This is a genomic window from Rhodococcus sp. 7Tela_A2 (assembly GCF_049311045.1).
GTDB lineage: Bacteria > Actinomycetota > Actinomycetes > Mycobacteriales > Mycobacteriaceae > Rhodococcus.
Genome location: NZ_JAXION010000081.1, coordinates 1 through 20,144, shown reverse-complemented (window position 1 = coordinate 20,144; position 20,144 = coordinate 1). Strand labels below are relative to the sequence as shown.

Below are 20,144 nucleotides of genomic sequence, written 5' to 3'. Positions count from 1 at the left end.
CCGCCCCCGAAGAGAAAGGGGCGGCACCTCTGTCGTTCTACTGCAGCATCGCTGTCCTAGGACAGTCGGCTGCTAGCGGTAGTCGTTGGAGTAACCGTAATCGTCCAGCGGAACCGCAGCGCCGGTGTTCTGGCCGAAGCCGTCCGGCGAGTAGTACTGGTCGTCGTACGCCGGGATGGCGTAGGCGGCAGCACGTGCTTCCTCGGTGGGCTGCACCTGGATGTTCCGGTACTTGTTGATGCCTGTACCGGCCGGGATCAGCTTGCCGATGATCACGTTCTCCTTGAGACCGATGAGCTTGTCCGAGCGGCAGTTGATCGCCGCGTCGGTGAGCACACGAGTGGTCTCCTGGAACGACGCTGCCGACAGCCACGAATCGGTGGCCAGCGAGGCCTTCGTGATGCCCATGAGGACCGGACGTCCGGCAGCCGGCTCGCCGCCTTCCTGGACCACACGACGGTTCGCAGCCTCGAACTCGCTGCGCTCGACGAGCGAACCGGGCAGGAACTCCGTCGCACCCGAGTCGATGATCGTCACGCGACGCAGCATCTGGCGCACGATGACCTCGATGTGCTTGTCGTGGATCGACACACCCTGGCTCCGGTACACCTCCTGGACCTCGTGGACCAGGTGGACCTGGACCTGACGGGGACCCATCACGCGCAGCACCTCGTGCGGATCGGCAGCACCTTCGAGCAGCTGCTGGCCGACTTCCACGTGGTCGCCGTCCGCGAGGACACCCTCGGTGCCGTTGGCCTTACGGATGACGTGCAGACGCTGACGCTTCGACAGCTTGTCGTACACGACCTCCTCGCCACCGTCGTCGGGGATGATCGTGATCTTGTAGAAACGATCGTCGTCCTCGAGGCGGACACGGCCGGACACGTCGGCGATCGGAGCCTTGCCCTTGGGGACACGGGCCTCGAACAGTTCCTGGACGCGGGGCAGACCGCCGGTGATGTCCTCACCGACGCCACCCTGGTGGAACGTACGCATGGTCAGCTGCGTACCGGGCTCACCGATCGACTGTGCGGCGACGATACCGACGGCCTCGCCGATGTCGACGAGCTTGCCGGTGGCCATCGAACGGCCGTAGCACGTGGCACACACGCCGGTGCCGGTGTCGCAGGTCAGGACCGAGCGGACCTTCACCTTGCGGATACCGGCCTCGAGCAGTGCCTCGATGGCGGGGTCGCCGAGATCGGAACCACGCTCGACGACGACGTTGCCGTCCTTGTCGACCGCATCGGTGGCGAGCGTACGGGCGTACGTGCTCGTCTCGATGTGGGCATCGCGGACCAGCTTGCCGGTCTCGTTGCCCTCGGCGTCGCGCTCGGGCTCGGCGATGACCATCTCGATGCCACGCGGCGTGCCACAGTCGACCTCGCGGACGATGACGTCCTGCGACACGTCCACCAGACGACGGGTCAGGTAACCCGAGTCGGCGGTACGCAGAGCGGTATCGGCCAGACCCTTACGCGCACCGTGCGTGTTGATGAAGTACTCGGCGACGGTCAGGCCCTCACGGAAGGAGGACTTGATCGGGCGAGGAATGAACTCGCCCTTCGGGTTCGTCACCAGGCCCTTCATACCCGCCAGCGAGCGGATCTGGGTCATGTTGCCCGCAGCACCGGACTTGACGATCGTGGGGATCGGGTTGTCGTCCGGGTAGTGCGCCTCCATGGCCTGACCGACCTCTTCGGTCGCTTCCTGCCACAGCTTGACGAGCGAATCGCGACGCTCGTCCTCGGAGAGCTTTCCTCGGTCGTACTGCCGCTGGATCGCGTCGGCCTGACCCTCGTAACGCTCGAGGATGTCCTTCTTCTCCGGCGGAACGAGCACGTCCGCCATCGAGATGGTGACACCCGAACGAGTGGCCCAGTAGAAGCCCGCGTCCTTGAGCTTGTCGACGGTCTGTGCGACGACGATCATCGGGTAGCGCTCGGCGAGATCGTTGATGATCGCGGCCTGACGCTTCTTCGGCATGATGTCGTTGACGAAGCCGTAGTTGACCGGCAGGAGTTCGTTGAACAGCACACGACCGAGGGTCGTGTCCGCCGTCCATGCCTGCCCGTACTTCCAGCCCTCGGGGAACAGCTCGGACTCGAGTTCACGCGGCGGACGCTGATGCGTGAGCCGCACCTTGATCGGAGCCTGAACCGAGAGCACGCCACGGTCGACAGCCATCTGAGCCTCGGCCGGGGACGAGTACACGCCCTGCTCCGGCTGATCTTCGGCGGCCGGCTGGTACGCACCGGGAGCGTCTTCACGCAGACGGGTCAGGTGGTACAGACCGGTCACCATGTCCAGACGCGGCATGGCGAGCGGACGACCCGACGCCGGCGACAGGATGTTGTTCGAGGACAGCATCAGGATGCGGGCCTCGGCCTGCGCCTCCGCGGAGAGCGGGAGGTGCACGGCCATCTGGTCACCGTCGAAGTCGGCGTTGAAGGCCTCACACACCAGCGGGTGGAGCTGAATGGCCTTGCCCTCGACGAGCTGCGGCTCGAACGCCTGGATGCCCAGACGGTGCAGCGTGGGAGCACGGTTCAGCAGAACCGGATGCTCGCTGATGACCTCTTCGAGGACATCCCACACCTGAGCGCGCTGACGCTCGACCATGCGCTTGGCGGACTTGATGTTCTGCGCGTGGTTGAGGTCGACGAGACGCTTCATGACGAACGGCTTGAACAGCTCGAGCGCCATCAGCTTCGGCAGACCACACTGGTGCAGCTTGAGCTGAGGACCGACGACGATGACCGAACGGCCCGAGTAGTCGACGCGCTTACCGAGCAGGTTCTGACGGAAACGACCCTGCTTGCCCTTGAGCAGATCGGACAGCGACTTGAGCGGACGGTTGCCCGGGCCCGTGACAGGCCGGCCACGACGACCGTTGTCGAACAGCGCGTCCACGGACTCCTGCAGCATCCGCTTCTCGTTGTTGACGATGATCTCGGGAGCACCGAGGTCGATCAGTCGCTTGAGGCGGTTGTTGCGGTTGATCACGCGGCGGTACAGATCGTTGAGGTCGGACGTCGCGAAACGGCCACCGTCGAGCTGAACCATCGGGCGGAGCTCCGGCGGGATCACCGGAACAGCGTCGAGCACCATGCCCATGGGCGAGTTGCCGGACTGCTGGAACGCCGCGACGACCTTGAGCCGCTTGAGCGCACGCAGCTTCTTCTGGCCCTTGCCGCTGCGGATGGTCTCGCGCAGCGACTCTGCCTCGGCGTTGATGTCGAAGTTCTCGATGAGCTTCTGGATCGCCTCGGCGCCCATGGCACCGGTGAAGTACTCCCCGTAGCGATCCTGCAGCTCGCGGTAGAGCATCTCGTCGACGATGAGATCCTTCGGCTTCAGCTTCGTGAAGGTGCTCCAGATCTCGTCCAGGCGATCGAGTTCGCGCTGCGAGCGATCGCGCAGCTGACGCATCTCGCGCTCGCCGCCGTCCTTCACCTTGCGGCGGACGTCGGACTTGGCACCCTCGGCTTCGAGCTCGGCCAGGTCTGCTTCGAGCTTCTGCGCACGGGCCTCGAGGTCGGCGTCGCGCTGATCGGCGACAGCCTTCTTCTCGACCTCCATCTCGGCCTCGAGGGTCGAGAGTTCGTTGTGACGCAGGTCGTCGTCGACCGCGGTGATGACGTACGCAGCGAAGTAGATGATCTTTTCGAGATCCTTCGGAGCGAGGTCGAGCAGGTAACCGAGACGGCTCGGCACACCCTTGAAGTACCAGATGTGGGTGACGGGTGCGGCCAGTTCGATGTGGCCCATCCGCTCACGACGCACCTTGGCGCGAGTCACCTCGACGCCGCAGCGCTCACAGATGATGCCCTTGAAGCGGACGCGCTTGTACTTACCGCAGTAGCACTCCCAGTCCCGGGTGGGGCCGAAGATCTTCTCGCAGAAGAGGCCGTCCTTCTCGGGCTTGAGCGTGCGGTAGTTGATGGTCTCCGGCTTTTTGACCTCGCCGTACGACCAGTTACGGATGTCCTCGGCGGTGGCCAGGCCGATCCGGAGTTCATCGAAGAAGTTGACGTCGAGCACGTAACTTCCTTTCCCCTGTGCGGGCTTTGTTGCTGCTAGTTGTCGCTATCGCTGCCGGGGCCCGATGCGGTACGTGTCCGGTTGTCCGGTTGCGTACCGCATCGGCTCGGCTCCTAGTTCGCGAGGTCGTCGACGGTGGCCGACTCGTTGCGGGAAAGGTTGATGCCCAGGTTGGCGGCAGCCCGTTCGAGATCCTCGTCGTCGCCGTCGGCCATCGTGATGGCCGCGCCGTCGCTGGAGAGCACCTCGACGTTCAGGCACAGCGACTGGAGTTCCTTGAGGAGCACCTTGAAGGACTCCGGGATACCCGGCTCCGGGATGTTCTCGCCCTTGACGATCGCCTCGTAGACCTTCACGCGGCCCACGACGTCGTCGGACTTGATGGTGAGAAGCTCCTGGAGCGTGTACGCGGCACCGTAGGCCTGCATGGCCCAGCACTCCATCTCACCGAAGCGCTGGCCACCGAACTGGGCCTTACCGCCGAGCGGCTGCTGGGTGATCATCGAGTACGGACCGGTCGAACGAGCGTGGATCTTGTCGTCGACCAAGTGGTGCAGCTTGATGATGTACATGTAGCCGACCGACACGGGGTACGGGAAGGGCTCGCCGGAACGACCGTCGAACAAGGTTGCCTTGCCGTCCGGTCCGACCATGACTTCACCGTCACGGTTCGGCAGCGTCGACGCGAGCAGACCGGTCAGTTCCTCTTCACGGGCACCGTCGAACACCGGGGTGGCGATATTGGTGTCGGGCTCCGCCGACACCATCTCCTCGGCGAGGTTCTGTGCCCACTCGGGACGGCTGCCGTCATCGGCGATCTGGATGTTCCAGCCCGCCTTGCCGATCCAGCCGAGATGCGTCTCGAGGATCTGGCCGATGTTCATACGACGCGGAACACCGTGCGTGTTGAGGATGATGTCGACCGGCGTGCCGTCGGACAGGAACGGCATGTCTTCCTGCGGAAGGATCTTGCCGATGACGCCCTTGTTGCCGTGGCGGCCGGCGAGCTTGTCGCCGTCCTGGATCTTGCGCTTCTGTGCCACGTACACGCGGACGAGCTCGTTGACGCCGGGAGGAAGATCGTCGTCGTCCTCGCGCGAGAACACGCGGACGCCGATGACCTTGCCGGTCTCGCCGTGCGGAACCTTCAGCGACGTGTCGCGAACCTCGCGCGCCTTCTCACCGAAGATCGCGCGGAGCAGGCGCTCCTCGGGGGTCAGCTCGGTCTCGCCCTTCGGCGTGACCTTGCCGACGAGGATGTCGCCGTCGCGAACTTCGGCACCGATGCGGACGATGCCGCGCTCGTCGAGGTCCGCGAGGACCTCGTCGGAGACGTTCGGGATGTCCCGGGTGATCTCTTCGGCACCGAGCTTGGTGTCGCGGGCGTCGATCTCGTGCTCCTCGATGTGGATCGAGGTGAGCACGTCCTCCTCCACGAGGCGCTGCGACAGGATGATCGCGTCCTCGTAGTTGTGGCCTTCCCACGGCATGATCGCCACGAGCAGGTTCTTGCCGAGCGCCATCTCACCGTTCTGGGTGCAGGGGCCGTCGGCGAGGACCTGGCCGGACTCCACGCGCTGACCCTCGTCCACGATCGGACGCTGGTTGGAGCAGGTGCCCTGGTTGGAGCGATCGAACTTGCGCAGACGGTACGTCTTGCGCGTTCCGTCGTCGGCCATGACGGTGATGAAGTCGGCGGAAACCTCCTCGACGACACCACCCTTCTCGGTGACGATGACGTCGCCGGCGTCGACGGCGGCACGGAGTTCCATGCCGGTACCGACGATCGGCGATTCGCTGCGCACGAGCGGGACAGCCTGACGCTGCATGTTCGCGCCCATGAGGGCACGGTTGGCATCGTCGTGCTCGAGGAACGGAATCATCGCGGTGGCGACCGAGACCATCTGCCGGGGCGACACGTCCATGTACTCGACGGTGTCGGCGGCGACGTACTCGATCTCCGCGCCCTTCTTACGGACGAGCACGCGCTCTTCGGCGAATGTTCCGTCCGCTGCGATCGGCGAGTTCGCCTGCGCGATGAGGTAACGGTCCTCTTCGTCCGCGGTCAGGTAGGCAACCTCATCGGTGACGACGCCACCCTCGACCTTGCGGTACGGGGTCTCGATGAAACCGAACGGGTTGACCCGTGCGTACACCGAGAGCGAACCGATCAGGCCGATGTTCGGGCCCTCAGGGGTCTCGATGGGGCACATGCGGCCGTAGTGCGACGGGTGGACGTCGCGGACCTCGAGGCCGGCGCGCTCACGCGAAAGACCACCGGGGCCCAGAGCGGACAGACGACGCTTGTGCGTCAGGCCCGACAGCGGGTTGTTCTGGTCCATGAACTGCGACAGCTGGGAGGTTCCGAAGAACTCCTTGATCGCGGCCACGACGGGACGGATGTTGATCAGGGACTGCGGGGTGATGGCCTCGACGTCCTGAGTGGTCATCCGCTCGCGAACCACACGCTCCATGCGGGACAGGCCCACGCGGATCTGGTTCTGGATGAGCTCACCGACGGTGCGCAGGCGACGGTTACCGAAGTGGTCGATGTCGTCGACCTCGACGGGAACCTCGACGCCGCCGGGGACGGTCATCTTGTTCTCACCCGCGTGCAGACGCACGAGGTACTCGATCGTGGCGACGATGTCTTCCTCGGTGAGGGTCGACGCCTCGATCGGCTGGCCGGTGTTCAGGCCCAGCTTCTTGTTGATCTTGTAGCGACCCACGCGAGCGAGGTCGTAGCGCTTGTCCTTGAAGAAGAGGTTTTCCAGCAGGGTCTGCGCGCTCTCCTTGGTCGGCGGCTCACCCGGGCGGAGCTTGCGGTAGATATCGAGCAGCGCCTCATCGGTGCCGGCCGTGTTGTCCTTCTCGAGCGTCGACATCATGATCTCGGAGAACCCGAAACGCTCGACGATCTGCTCGGTGGACCAGCCGAGCGCCTTGAGCAGCACCGTGACGGGCTGACGACGCTTGCGGTCGATGCGGACACCGACGGTGTCGCGCTTGTCGACGTCGAACTCGAGCCACGCACCGCGACCCGGGATGACCTTGACGCTGTGCAGGTCCTTCTCGGTGCTCTTGTCGACGGACTTGTCGAAGTACACGCCCGGAGAACGTACGAGCTGCGACACGACGACGCGCTCAGTGCCGTTGATGACGAACGTGCCCTTGTCGGTCATCATCGGGAAATCACCCATGAAGACCGTCTGGCTCTTGATTTCGCCGGTGTTGTTGTTGATGAACTCCGCCGTGACGAACAGCGGAGCGGCGTACGTCATGTCCTTGTCCTTGCACTCCTCGACAGAGGCCTTGACCTCGTCGAAGCGCGGATCGGAGAAGGAGAGAGACATCGAGCCCGAGAAGTCCTCGATGGGCGAGAGCTCGTGGAGGATCTCTTCGAGACCGCCGACGGCACTGCCGTTGAGGCGTTCGGCAGCCTTTGCGCGCCAGCGCTCGGATCCGATCAACCATTCGAAGGAATCTGTTTGTATATCGAGGAGTCCTGGGACTTCGAGAGGCTCGCGAATTTTCGCGAACGACACCCTCTTCGGGGCTCCGGGGATTCCGGCTACTGCCTTGGTCTGGCTAGAGACTGCCAAGATGCGTCCTTCCAGCACCTCACGCGGGACGCTCCAACCGGTGCGACCGCCGCTGTACCTGCTTCTTCATGTGGGGCGTTTTCGCTGGTTACAACCCGAACGAGAACTCCACCGAAGAACCGGGACGATCTCACCCTCGGGGTGAAATCCAACTCGGCAAACGAGGAGTGGACAGGAGGCAGCCAGCGCAAAGAACGAGCCTACACCAAGAATATGCAGATGTCCACAGGGGTGCCTCAAAGAAACCTGGCAAGCGGCTGGAAGGAACGAACCGCACAGGCGTACCGATAGAGTGACCGTTCACGCGCTCCGCGTCAAGCCTTGCGCGGGACCGAGATCGTGCGAATCCTTGCCGTCACCCCGCGGGTCGTCACCGGTCCCGAATCTCCGACACCAGCCACTGCCCGTCGGTCTTCTCCATCCGCACCAGCACGGGTGCCTGCGCACTCCCCTGCGCGATACCGTCGCCGGTCGCGCTGACGTTGATGTAGGCGGCGACCTCGGCCTGTGTCTCGTCGAGCACAGATGTACCGATGTGCAGGACGTTCACCTCCGTCACAGTGCGCGTCTGGATCGCAGCCTGCTTGGTCACCTCTGCCGTCGCATCGAACTCCTCGAGGCGCTCCTGGGTCAGCAACCCACGGATCTCCGCGAAGTCCTCGTCGATGGTCTCGTAGTTGTACCCGTGCATGGCCTCGATCGCGTGCTTGGCGGCGTCGGTGACCTCGCGGGTGGCCGCGGCATCGACCCACGCCTCGTTCGACACGCTCGTCCCCGGACGGAAGGCGGCAACGACGGCCACCGCGGCGAGTACGAGCGCGACCACGCCGATCGCCAGCACAGAACGCATGCTCCGGTTTCTGTGTGCCGGCTTCGCTGCTGACGCGGTGCCGGACACGCGGGCGAGCGGCGTCACGCCGTCCGTCTTCGCGTCGTCGGTCTTCGCGTCGTCCGTCTTCCCATCGTCGGGTGTCGCGTCGTCTGATGCGGCGTCGCCGGATGTCGCGGCGGCGCGCGCGCCGGGTTCGACCGTCGACACCGCGCCGGTATCGGAGGGCTCGGCCACAGGCGACTCCGACGCGGACTTCTCGACGACGGGCGCCTCACGGGCCGGCCCGTCTCCCGCAGACGAGTCGGCAACAGGTGTCTCGGCAGCAGGTGCCTCCACCCCCGGTGTCTCGACCGCAGGTGTTTCGGCCGCAGGGTTCTCGGCGGCAGGGTTCTCCGCGGCAGCACCCTCGTCGATGGGGCGGTCGTTCGAGGCGTCGTACGACCGCGCACGAGTGGACCCCGCGATCTTCGGGCGCCGACGCGGCGGTCCGAACTGTCCGGGATTCCGTCGCTGCGGTGGCACTACACACACTCCTTCATCGGTTCGAGCAGACTCGTGCGCGGGAAACGCTCGCCGGCTCTCACGGTCCCTCGGTCCCCTCCGGGGCGGGCTCGACCGGGGCAGGTTCGGCCGGAGCGGGTTCGGCCGGAGCGCCGTCGCCGGCTTCCGGCGGTGCCGCACCCGGGGCGGGTCCGGCCTCCATCTGCACCGAGCCGAGAGGCTCGATCGTCTCGGCCTTCCACACGCCGCCGTCCTCCCGGAGAGAGACGTTGACCGACACCTTGTTGGTCACGAAGTTCTGCGGCGTCGTGGTGCGTACCGCGAGCACCACCAGCGCCTTCGCGACATCGTCGTCGGTGTTCAGCTCGGTGAGCGTTCCGAACAGCACTTCGCCGGACATGCTCGTCCCGGTCTGGGCTACCTGATCGCGGATCTGCTGCTCGGTGGCGGCCAGATCGTTTTCGAGCGCCTCACCCGTGATGGACGACCGCATGTTCTCGATCGACGCATCGACGTTCTCCGCATCGACGCTGTTGAGGTTGATCGCCGCCTGGTACGCACCCGAGAGGGCGGCGTCCCGCGCATCGGCGACCGGCCTATCGACGAAAAGCGCCCTGCCCCAGCCGTACCCGAACCACACTGCGGCGCCGAGTGCGACCACGGCCAGCACGCTCACGATTGCCAGTGCCCACGTGCGCGACGAACTGCGGCCGGTCCGGTGCGGCTCCTTCTCCGAAGACGTCCGCTCGTCGGGGCCGACGACGGATGTTCCTGATGCACTCACTCCAACAACCTACTCACTGCTCACTTGGGGGTGACTCCGAGCAACGGCGCCAGCTGCGTCGCCACGGGGTTCAGATTCAGACGGTCCGGGTCCTTCTTCGGCGTGAAGTCCCAGGGCTGGATCGTCGCCGGATCGGCGAACACGATCCGGTTGGCGCTGCGCACACCGGTGACGCTCCCCTGCGGCACCTCGCACGACGCTTCGGTGTTGAACGGGAAGTCCTGCTGGGTGTCGTCGAAGTTCGGATCCTCGGCTCTCATCCGGGCAAGGATCTCCTGCGTTCCTTCGTACCCGATGGTGCACGACGGCGGGTTGTTCGTCTCCAGGATGATCCCCTGCTTGACCGTGCCGTCGCCGGGCGCGACGGTACCCGCACTGCCCGCGACCGCGGGCAGGAACGCAAGCAGCGGCTGCAGAGCGATCGCCTGCGGGGCGAGGGCTTCCCCGAGCGAGGCGAGATTGGTGAGATTCGCGGTGAGGCCCGGTCCGGAACCGGCGATGAGCTGCGACAGCTGGTCGCTCGCGTCGGTTCCGGTCTCGATCAACCGCCGGATATCCGGGTCGCTGTCGCGCAACTGCGCCGTGACGAGTTCCAGGTCGGAACTGAACTGCCGGATCGACGACGACTGCTCGGACTGGGTGTCGAGCACCGTCTGGCTGTCACGAATCAATGCGAGCGTCTGCGGGAGGTACTGCACCCCGGACTCACTGAGTCCCGCGAGCGAATCGACCAGCAACTGCAGGTCGCCTCCTCGCCCGTCGAGAGCGGCACCGAGTTCGGTCACGACGGTGCGCAACGGCTCGACAGGCACCGAGTTCACGAGTTCGCTCGTGCTGACGAGCAGATCTTCGACCGGTGTCGGCAGATCCTCGGCGGTGGACTCCACCACCGAGCCTTCCACGAGATACGGGCCGTCGGCGCTCGTGGGCCGGAGGTCCACGTACTGCTCGCCGATCGCCGAACGGTTCGCCACCACGGCACGCGTTGCCGCGGGAATCGAAGGGCCACCGTTGTCGAGGCGCAACTCGACGTCGATGCCGTCGGCGGTGAGGGTCATCGGTCCGACCCGGCCGACAGGCACACCCAGGTAGGTGACCTCGGCGTTCTCGAAGACACCGCCAGAGTCGGGGAACCGTGCGCTCACGGTGTACTGCCCGAAACCCAACAGGTTGTCGAGCCGCACATACCGGGCACCGACGTACAGGAGGCCGAGGACGGCGATCACCACGAACGCCACCAACTGGAACCGCACGAGACGTGATCTCACTGTCCACCCCCGAATCCGAGACCGTTCAACAATCCCTCCAGCGGGTTCGAGGGTGCGGGTGCTGCCCCTTCGTTACCGGGCGGAGCTCCCCCGGTCCCTGCCGCGGCCTCACCGAGGCCCGGGATGTCGATACCTTCCGGCAGCGACACCCCTTCCGGCAGTTCCAGCCCGAGCAGCGTCGGCAGGGGAAGTTCGGGGACCAGCGAGACGGTCGGCCAGCCGACTGCAGGACCGTTTCCGTTGTAGTACGGGTTCGAAGGATCGACGACCGGCTTCGGGTTGCCGAATTTGGGCTGCCGGTATTCCGGCTCGCCCTGACCCACGCCGAGCGCGGCCAGCGCATCACCGATCTGCAGATCCACGGCGAGGAACAGGTTCACCGAACCACCGAGCGCGATCCGTTCCACGCCGTCCGGGAAGGGCACCGTGGGAATGAACGGCAGAGCCTCGACGAGGTCGTCTCCCGACGCGGCGAGTTGCTGCAAGGTCGGGCGCAGTGCCAGCAGATCCGCGATGAGGTCTTCCTTCGACTGTTCGAGCACGCCGACACCGGCGACGCCCAGCCTGTCCAGTTGGGCGAGCAGTTCGGTCAGCTCGGGACGCTGTTGTTCGAGCACTTCCGTGGCCACGGGCAGCTCGTCGAGTACCGCGGCGATCTTGTCGTTCTGCTCGGCGACCCGCACGGTGAGCGCATCGAGTCCGTCCAGCGCACGCGTGATGTCGTTGCGTTGCTCGTCGAGTCCGGTGATGAGGGTTTCGGCCTGTTCGAGCAGGCTCCTCGTCGTGCCTTCCCTGCCGTCGAACGCGCTGGAGAGTTCCTTCACCACCGGTGCGATCTGACCGACGCCACCACCGTTGAGCAACAGCGACAGAGCACCCAGAACAGGTTCGATCTCGGTGGCGTGGCGGGTGCGATCGAGCGGAATGACGTCTCCGTCGGAGAGCCTGCCGACCGGGGGCTCGTCCTCGGGCCTGGTGAGCTGGACGAACTTCTCACCGAGCAAACTGGTCTGCTCGACGGAGGCGAACGAGTTCTGCGGCAGATCCACCGCGGAATCGAGCACGATCGCCACGTCCGCGGTCCAGCCGTCGTTCGGTGCCACCCCGATCGACTCCACGCGGCCCACGGGGACGCCGTCGACCTTCACCGTCGATTGGGGGACGAGGTCGAGGACGTCCTCGAACTGGATCGCAACCCGGATCGGCGAACTACCGACATCCGCGCCGCCGGGGAGCGGAACGCCGGAGAGTCCGCCACAGCCCGACACCGCGAGCGCGACCACACATGCGCCTGCGCCGAGAACGGTGGCCCGCGCCGACCTGACCGTGCCGCTCACCGGGTACCCCCTTGACCTTCGAGATCGAGCCGGGGTGATTCGACACCCGGCACCGTGCCCGGAACGACCTGACGCTGAATGTTCTCGCCGCTGAGAATTCCGAACGGGAGGATCAGGTCCGGGGTTTTCTGGGCCGCGGTGACCTGCCCCGCGATGACGTCGCACCGGTCGATGAGCGGTTGCATCTGCCTGCCGAGTTGCTCGAAGCGCGGGTCGCCCGGAACGAGCCGGCCCACGTCGATGAGATTGCACACCGCACCGGCAGGGTCCTGCAGGTCGGTCAGGACGAGACGCGACGCCAGAACGCCGGCTTCCGCGTCGTACGAATTGACGAGGTTGCTCACGGCGAGCGGCAGCAGGGTGAGCGAGTTCACCAGCGACTCCCGGCGCTCCGCGAGCGTGGTGGTGATCGGCACGAGGGCGTCGACGTTGTCCTTGAGTGCGGTCTGGTTGTCGCGCACGAAGGTCGCGACCTCCCCGAGCGTCACCGAGAGCTGGTTCACCGCCTGTCCGAGATTCTCGCGTTCGCCGGCGAGGAACCCCGACAGGTCCGCGAGCTGGGTGTTGAATTGGCGGACCTGCTGGTCGTTGGCGGCCAGTGCGCTGACGAAGACCTGCAGGTTCTCGATCGTGCCGAACAGATCGCCGCGCGATTCGTTGAGGGTCCGTGCGGCCGAGGACAGCTGATCGATGCTCTGTCCGAGTGCGGCACCGTTGCCCGCCAGGTTTTCTGCACCCACCTCGACGAACTCGGTCAGAGCCCCGTCGCGGTTGGCGCCTTCGGGCCCGAGAGCGCGCGACAGGTCGTCGATGCTCGCATAGAGCTGATCGACTTCCACCGGAGTGGCGGTGCGCTCCCGTTCGATCACCGCGCCGTTCTCCATCTTGTCGCCGCCGGAGTAGGCGGGAGTGAGCTGGACGTAGCGGTCGGCCACCACGGAGGGGCTGATCTGCACGGCCTGCGCGTCGGCGGGGATGTCCACACCCCGGTCGACACGGATACCGACTTTCACCACGTCGCCCTGCGGTTCGACGGAGGTCACCGTGCCGACCTCGACGCCCAGGACACGCACACCGGAACCTTGGTAGATACCGACACTGTTGTCGAAATAGGCCGTGATGTTCGTCGTTCCGGCCCGAGTCCACAGCCACCAGCCGCCTGCACCGGCCGCGACCACCACCGCCACCACGAGGGCGATGATCGCGATGCGGTTGCGACCCGAGCGGGTGTCACGGTCTTCGGAGTGCGCCATCAGTTCACTCCTTCCAGCTGGCGGACGGGATCGCGGTAGCCCGGAATCTCGGGCAGCCCCGGCGGCGTGAGGTTGACGATGACCTGGTCGAACCAGCGACCGTTACCGACGACGTTGGAGTAGACGCGAACGAACGGTTCGTACAACTCCACCGCTCGGGCGAGGTTGTCGTTGTTCTCCTGCAGGGTCTGCACGACTCCGCGTAGCTGCTGCAATGCCGGGCCGATGGATTCCTCGTTCTCCTGCACCAGACCGGACAGCTCGGTGGAGAGCCGTTTGGTTCCGTCGAGGAGCTGGGATATCGCCTGCTGACGGTTGTTCAGTTCGGCGACGAGCAAGGCGCCGTCGCTCAGAAGCCGGTTGAATTCGACGTTCCGGTCCGCGAGCACCTTCGAGACGTTGCTCGTCGCGCCGAGCAGTTTCTTCAGCTCCTGGTCGCGGCTGGCGACGGTCTCCGAAAGCCGGCTCACCCCGTCGAGCGACGCCCGGAAGTCGTCGGGAGTTTCGGAGAACGCCTCGGAAAGTGCCTCGAAACCGGTAGCGAGCTGGTCGGTATCGATCTCGCCGATAGTCGTGGCTGCCGACGAGAACGCCTCGATCACGTCGTACGGCGCGACCGTGCGTTCCATCGGGATGCGTGTGTCGGCGTTGAGGACCTCGGTGCCACGCGGGTCCAGGGCGAGATATTTCTGGCCCAGGATCGTCTTGATCTGGATCGAGGCGGACGTGTCGTTGCCGACCCACGCGTCCTGCACCTTGAAGGAGACGACGACGCGGTCGCCCTCGAGTTCGACACCGGTGACCTGGCCGACCTTGACCCCGGCAATGCGTACTTCGTTGCTGGGCTTGAGACCGGCGGCTTCGCTGAATTCGGCTTCGTAGGTGACGCCCGCTCCGATGATCGGCAGCGAACCGAGAAAGAAGGCGGACACTGTGGCCAGCAGAATTACGACGATGCCCAGGGCACCGGCTGCGGCCGGACTGCGGCGTTTACTCATCGTCCCTGCAACTCCTGCATCCCGTCCTGCGTGCATCGCTGCGCCGCATTCGTGTAGATGGGTTGGTTCACGGTGGGGAGACCCGTCGGCAGGTTCAGGTAGGGAATCGATCCGGGGCCGGCCACGATGTCGATACCGCACAGATAGAACTGGAACCACGAACCGTAGCTCGCGACCCTGCCGAGCTTTTCCAACTTGACCGGAAGGGTCTCGAGCACCTTGTCGAGATCGTCACGGTTCGCGTTGAGCGTGGAGGAGACCTGTTCGAGGGCAGTGATCGACTGCGAGATCGACGGGCGTGTCGGTTCGAGTACGTCCGAGACCGCGTCGGTCAGACCTGCGAGCGACTGGACCGCCGAACCGACCGTGTCGCGGTCGGCGGCGAGACCGCTGACCAGTGCCTGCGTGTTGACGAGCAGCGAGTCGAGTTGCCGATCGCGCTCGTCGACCGTCGCCAGGACGGTGTTGAGATTGTCGATCACGGCACCGATCACCCTGTCCTTGTCCGCGATGGTGTTGGTGAGGCTCGCGGTGCTGCGCACGAGGTCGCTGACGGTACCGGCCTCCCCTTGGAAGACCTGGATGATCTGGTACGACAACTTGTTCACGTCATCGGCGCTGAGTGTCTGGAACAGCGGTCTGAACCCGTCGAACAGCGTGGTGAGGTTGACGGCCGGCCGGGTCCGTTCGAGCGGGATGGTCTCGCCCGCCGTCATTTTCATTCCCTGTTTGCTCTCGCCCTCGGCGAGCGCGATGTAGCGCTGACCCACCAGGTTGCGGAACCTGATCGTCGCTGTCGCACCGGCGGGGATCCAGTCGCGCTGTTCGAGCGAGAAGGTGACGCGGGCTTCGCGGTCGTTGACGATCGCGATCTTGTCCACCTGCCCGACCCGCACGCCTGCGATGCGCACGTCGTCACCCTCGTTGAGCGAGGTGACGTCGGAGAAGATCGCGTGGAACTTCGTACCGCCGCCACCGCCGACACTGGCGATCGTGGCCGCGAGGATGCCTGTCGCGACAATCGTGACGAGGGCGAAGACGATGAGCTTGGTCAAAGGGGCGACAAGGCTTTTCATCCGATGCTCACCTCCGTCCCTCGCATCGCCGGTGCACCCAGCCGGGTGGTCCAGGTGGGTACGTCTTCCGGTGCCATACCGGCGGCCTGGCCGTAGATCACGTCGAGTGTGTCCTGCTCCGCGTTCGAACCGGTGTAGGACACCGTCGACGTCGTGTCGGGCGAGGTACCGATGATCTCGCTCACCGCGTCCGGCACACCCGAGCCCTCGGGTGCCGGGAACATCGGAATGTTCGCGGGCCCGGGATTACGCGAGGGGACCTGGTAGGACCCGTCGTTGACCGAGCCGCCCGGGTACTGCGGAAACTTCCGTCCGGGCGCGGTGACGTCGAGGTAGCAGGCCGGACCACGGTCGTCGAGGAGCCGGGGTTCGTCCTGATTGGGAAGGTACCGCCCCTTGGGATTGGTGAACTGGATATTGGCGCGCACACCGGGGAACGGGTCGTCCGCAGCGAGCACTCCGGCCGCCGCGGGCAGCGCATCGGCGAAGCCTTTGAACGTGCACGGGAACGACGGAGAGTATCGGGCGAGCAGTTGCAGCGCCTCCTTCGAATCGGCCGACAGGCTGATGATCGAGTTCGCGTTCGTGTCGACGAAATCCGCGGTGACCGACGACGCGCCGGTGGCACTGGCGAGCAGTGTCCGGATCTGGTTCTGCTGCTCGACCACCGTGCCGCCCGTGGTCCGCAGGTTGTCCAGTGCGTCGACGAGGTCCGGGGCCGCGTCCGCGTAGGTCTGGGAGAAGTCGGCGAGTCCTCGCAGGTCCTCCTGCAGCGTCGGCAGTTCGACGTTGACTTCACGGAACACCTGCTCGAGCTGGTCGACCGTACGGCCGAGTGTTTCGCCGCGTCCGCTCAGGCCCTGCGCGAGGGCGCCGAGAGTGTTCGCGAGATCCTGCGGGGGAATCGCCTGGAGCAGCGGAAGAAGCCCGTCGAGCACTTCGCTCAGTTCCGCGGTGCGTCGGCCGGTGTCCTGCATCAGCACGTCACCGGGCTGCACGGGGTCGGCCGGCTCGTCCGGGATGATCAGCGAGATGTACCGCTCGCCGAAAAGCGTCTTGGGAAGCAACTGGGCCGTGGCGTTGGACGGGATCTTGTCCACCATGTCGGGATTCAGTGCCAGATGCGCCGTGACCCGGCCTTCTTCCGCACTCGTGCCGCGGACCTCGCCCACGTTCACGCCTCGAACCTTGACGTCGGCGTTCTGGGGAAGCGCGTTTCCGATGCTGTCGGTGAGCACGTCGACTTCCACGATCTTGGTGAACGTCTTGTTGTAGACCGCCACGGTGAAATACAGGAACAAGCCCACGACGAGGAAGAACACCAGGCCGAGCACGCGCCGTCGCAGCACCGAAGTGGGTTCGCTCATCCGGCAATCCTCACCGTCGTCGTCGTGCCCCAGATCGCGAGGCTCAGGAAGAAGTCGAGCACGGCGATCGTGACGATGGCGGTGCGGACCGCCCGACCTACCGCTACGCCGACGCCTGCTGGGCCACCGCTGGCGTGGAAGCCGTAGTAGCAGTGGATCAGAATGAGCACGAACGCGAAGACCAGCACTTTTCCGAACGAATAGAGTACGTCCGCGGGTGGCAGGAACAAGTAGAAATAGTGGTCGTACGACCCGCTGGACTGGCCGTTGAACAGAGTGCTGATCACGCGCGTCGCAAGGTATGCCGCGAGCAGGCCGATGATGTAGAGCGGGATGACCGCCACGAAACCGGCGATCATGCGCGACGTCACGAGGAACGGGACGGACGGCACGGCCATCACTTCGAGTGCATCGATCTCTTCGCTGATGCGCATCGCGCCCAGTTGGGCGGTGAAACCACAGCCGACAGTGGCAGACAACGCGAGCGCCGCAACCACCGGTGCGAGTTCGCGGGTGTTGACGTACGCCGACAGGAAGCCTGTGAGCACCGAGGAGCCGAGCTGCTCGAGCGCCGCGAAGCCCTGAAGCCCCACCACGACGCCGGTGAATCCCGACATCATGGCGATGACGCCGATCGTGCCGCCGATGACTGCGAGCGCGCCGCTTCCGAAGGTGACCTCGGCGAGCAGCCGGAGCACTTCCTTGCGGTAGTGGGTGATGGTCCGCGGTGTCCACGCGACGGCACGCGCATAGAAGGACATCTGTTCGCCGGCGCGATCGAGCACGTTCAGCGGAGCGCGCAGCACTTTGCGACCCCGGAGAAGGACGAGATCTCCGCGGCCTTTCGAGATTGTCATGGCGTCAAGATCCCTTCGCAGGTACAACCTGCAGATACACCATCGTCAAGATCAGGTTGGCGAAGAAGAGCAACAGGAACGTGATGACCACGGTCTGGTTCACTGCCTCCCCCACGCCCTTCGGCCCGGGGCCTGGGTGCAAGCCCTTGTAGCACGCGACCACGCCGGCGATGAGACCGAAGATCGCTGCCTTGAGTTCGGCGACGTACAGATCGGGTAGCTGGGCGAGCGCCGAGAAGGACGCGAGATACGCACCGGGTGTACCGCCCTGCAGGACGACGTTGAAGAAGTAACCACCTGCGATGCCCACGACGGAGACGAGACCGTTGAGCAGCAGCGCCACGAGCACCATGGCCAGTACGCGAGGCACGACGAGACGTTGCACCGGGTTGATACCCAGCACTTCCATCGCGTCGATCTCCTCCCGGATGGTCCGTGATCCGAGGTCGGCGGTGACCGCCGAGCCCGCTGCCCCGGCGATCAGCAGAGCTGTCACGATCGGACTGCCCTGCTGGATCACCGCGAGCACACTGGCCGCGCCGGTGAACGACTCGGCACCGAGCTGCTTGATCAGCGAACCGGTCTGGAGCGAGACGACCGCGCCGAACGGGATAGCCACGAGCGCGGTGGGCAGGATCGTCACACTGGCGATGAACCACGCCTGCTCGATGAATTCGCGGAACTGGAACGGTCGGCGGAACGTGTTCCTCACGACGTCGACGAAAAGCTCGACGATATTTCCGGCTTGGGTGAGTGCGCCGTGCGCGGGACGCAACAGCGAGCTACCAGCCCCCATCTAATCTCCTACTTCTGGCCCTGCGGCTGACCGTGCTGCTCTGGGGAGTACACGGGAATTACCTGCGTGTCCGCATCGAGATCATCGTGGTATCCCGATGCCTGACCGTGCTGTCCCGGTGCGGCCATCGGCGTGTCGTCTTCGTCGAGCGATTCGAGGATCGCGCTCTGGGCGACGGACGGAAGCGTGTGCAGGATCTGCCGCACACGGTCCTTCCGGCGCGCGACGGCCTGACGGAACGGCATACCGGGAGTGGCTTTCATCTGCGGCACGATGCCTTCGACATCCTCGACACCGCCGGCGTGGTGACCTGCGTCGACGAGCGCCTGCTCGTGAGCCATCTGCGCCTCGTCCTTCTCCTCCGACATGCCGATCGGGCCGATCATCGTGCCGTTGAGGAACTGCTTGACCACCGGCTCGTCCGAGGTCAGCAGCACCTCACGCGGACCGAACATCACCAACTGGCGGCGGAACAGCATGCCGATGTTGTCGGGCACCGTGCGAGCGAGGTTGATGTTGTGCGACACGATGAGGATAGTCGCGTCGATCTCGGCATTGATGTCGATCAGAGTCTGCGAGATGTATGTGGTCCGGACCGGGTCGAGGCCGGAGTCCGGCTCGTCGACCAGGATGATCTCGGGGTCGAGCACCAGCGCACGGGCCAGGCCCGCGCGCTTGCGCATACCGCCGGAGATCTCACCGGGCAGTTTGTCTTCCGCGCCGAGCAGACCGACCAGTTCGAGCTTGCTCATCACGATCTTGCGAACGTCGGACTCGGACTTCTTGGTGTGCTCCCGCAGGGGGAAGGCAACGTTGTCGTACAGGTTCATCGAGCCGAACAGCGCGCCGTCCTGGAACAGCACGCCGAACAGTTTGCGGATCTCGTAGAGTTCCTTGCTCGAGCACTGCAGGATGTCGGTGCCATCGATGATGATCGAGCCCTGCTCCGGGCGCAGCAGGCCGATCAGCGACTTCAGGAATACCGATTTACCCGTACCGGAAGGTCCGAGCAGCACGCTCACCTCACCGGGAGGGAGGGTCAGAGTCACGTCCTGCCAGATTCGCTGCGAGCCGAAGGACTTGGTCAGTCCCTCGACGGACACCTCGACGCCCACGATTACCTCCGCGCTCTTCGATCCCGTTCCCGATGTGGGTTGCGCCACTCTATCGCATCGACGTGGTGCCCGTGACAAGCGACCCTACTCCAAAGTAAGTAAAGGAATCACCAAGGGCCAACATAGGTGAACTTATGCCCTGACCTGCGCCGATGCCGTCCCAACACCCGAAGTGTCCGGACGCAGGGTGCCGTTCGGGGTCGGCGACGGCCCCGCAAGCCCGGAAATACCGAAAAGAGCCCCCCCACCGCACACCACCCGGGGGGGGGGGGTTGGGGGTAAGCCCCCCCCCCCGGGCGGCGACCCGCCCCCCC

Annotated in this window: 13 protein-coding genes; all 13 read right to left on the bottom strand. The window is 65.2% G+C overall.

Features of this window, described 5'->3' with window-relative positions:
* Positions 1 to 72: 72 nt before the first annotated feature.
* On the bottom strand, positions 73 to 4,044 hold the full coding sequence (locus TVH25_RS15170; protein ID WP_169619506.1) for a DNA-directed RNA polymerase subunit beta': 3,972 nt from the start codon (positions 4,042 to 4,044) through the stop codon (positions 73 to 75).
* 113 nt (positions 4,045 to 4,157) lie between these two features.
* The gene (locus tag TVH25_RS15165) at positions 4,158 to 7,664 is read right to left on the bottom strand and encodes a DNA-directed RNA polymerase subunit beta (protein WP_346765036.1); all 3,507 of its coding nucleotides are present in this window, start codon (positions 7,662 to 7,664) and stop codon (positions 4,158 to 4,160) included.
* A gap of 352 nt (positions 7,665 to 8,016) precedes the next feature.
* On the bottom strand, positions 8,017 to 9,000 hold the full coding sequence (locus TVH25_RS15160; RefSeq protein WP_422424668.1) for a hypothetical protein: 984 nt from the start codon (positions 8,998 to 9,000) through the stop codon (positions 8,017 to 8,019).
* Between the two features lie 58 nt (positions 9,001 to 9,058).
* The gene (locus TVH25_RS15155; RefSeq protein ID WP_169619621.1) at positions 9,059 to 9,658 is read right to left on the bottom strand and encodes a hypothetical protein; all 600 of its coding nucleotides are present in this window, start codon (positions 9,656 to 9,658) and stop codon (positions 9,059 to 9,061) included.
* A 125-nt stretch (positions 9,659 to 9,783) separates the two neighbouring features.
* Positions 9,784 to 11,031 (bottom strand): MlaD family protein, encoded by a 1,248-nt coding sequence (locus TVH25_RS15150; protein ID WP_169651253.1) that lies wholly within the window; start codon positions 11,029 to 11,031, stop codon positions 9,784 to 9,786.
* A complete protein-coding gene (locus tag TVH25_RS15145) occupies positions 11,028 to 12,368 on the bottom strand; it encodes an MCE family protein (protein WP_169651254.1) in 1,341 nt (446 codons plus the stop codon). The genes TVH25_RS15150 and TVH25_RS15145 overlap by 4 nt, the downstream gene beginning before the upstream one ends.
* Positions 12,365 to 13,621: an MCE family protein gene (locus TVH25_RS15140; RefSeq protein WP_169619501.1), complete on the bottom strand. Its 1,257-nt coding sequence runs from the start codon at positions 13,619 to 13,621 to the stop codon at positions 12,365 to 12,367. Before TVH25_RS15140 ends, TVH25_RS15145 begins: the two co-directional genes overlap by 4 nt.
* Positions 13,621 to 14,619: an MCE family protein gene (locus tag TVH25_RS15135; protein WP_296550974.1), complete on the bottom strand. Its 999-nt coding sequence runs from the start codon at positions 14,617 to 14,619 to the stop codon at positions 13,621 to 13,623. Before TVH25_RS15135 ends, TVH25_RS15140 begins: the two co-directional genes overlap by 1 nt.
* Positions 14,616 to 15,695, bottom strand: coding sequence for an MCE family protein (locus TVH25_RS15130; protein ID WP_169619499.1), 1,080 nt, complete (start codon positions 15,693 to 15,695; stop codon positions 14,616 to 14,618). The genes TVH25_RS15135 and TVH25_RS15130 overlap by 4 nt, the downstream gene beginning before the upstream one ends.
* The gene (locus TVH25_RS15125) at positions 15,692 to 17,062 is read right to left on the bottom strand and encodes an MCE family protein (protein ID WP_296550973.1); all 1,371 of its coding nucleotides are present in this window, start codon (positions 17,060 to 17,062) and stop codon (positions 15,692 to 15,694) included. Before TVH25_RS15125 ends, TVH25_RS15130 begins: the two co-directional genes overlap by 4 nt.
* Positions 17,059 to 17,919, bottom strand: coding sequence for an MlaE family ABC transporter permease (locus TVH25_RS15120; RefSeq protein WP_169619497.1), 861 nt, complete (start codon positions 17,917 to 17,919; stop codon positions 17,059 to 17,061). The genes TVH25_RS15125 and TVH25_RS15120 overlap by 4 nt, the downstream gene beginning before the upstream one ends.
* A gap of 4 nt (positions 17,920 to 17,923) precedes the next feature.
* Positions 17,924 to 18,715 carry an MlaE family ABC transporter permease gene (locus TVH25_RS15115; protein ID WP_169619496.1) on the bottom strand — a complete coding sequence of 264 codons (792 nt, stop codon included), beginning with the start codon at positions 18,713 to 18,715 and terminating at the stop codon, positions 17,924 to 17,926.
* An 8-nt stretch (positions 18,716 to 18,723) separates the two neighbouring features.
* The gene (locus TVH25_RS15110; RefSeq protein WP_296550975.1) at positions 18,724 to 19,833 is read right to left on the bottom strand and encodes an ABC transporter ATP-binding protein; all 1,110 of its coding nucleotides are present in this window, start codon (positions 19,831 to 19,833) and stop codon (positions 18,724 to 18,726) included.
* Positions 19,834 to 20,144: the final 311 nt, after the last annotated feature.

Bases quoted from the DNA above. Each gene is read 5' to 3' on its own strand.
- TVH25_RS15140 (WP_169619501.1), bottom strand. From the start codon at position 13,621: ATGGCGCACTCCGAAGACCGTGACACCCGCTCGGGTCGCAACCGCATC.
- TVH25_RS15135 (WP_296550974.1), bottom strand. From the start codon at position 14,619: ATGAGTAAACGCCGCAGTCCGGCCGCAGCCGGTGCCCTGGGCATCGTC.
- TVH25_RS15130 (WP_169619499.1), bottom strand. From the start codon at position 15,695: ATGAAAAGCCTTGTCGCCCCTTTGACCAAGCTCATCGTCTTCGCCCTC.
- TVH25_RS15125 (WP_296550973.1), bottom strand. From the start codon at position 17,062: ATGAGCGAACCCACTTCGGTGCTGCGACGGCGCGTGCTCGGCCTGGTG.
- TVH25_RS15120 (WP_169619497.1), bottom strand. From the start codon at position 17,919: ATGACAATCTCGAAAGGCCGCGGAGATCTCGTCCTTCTCCGGGGTCGC.
- TVH25_RS15115 (WP_169619496.1), bottom strand. From the start codon at position 18,715: ATGGGGGCTGGTAGCTCGCTGTTGCGTCCCGCGCACGGCGCACTCACC.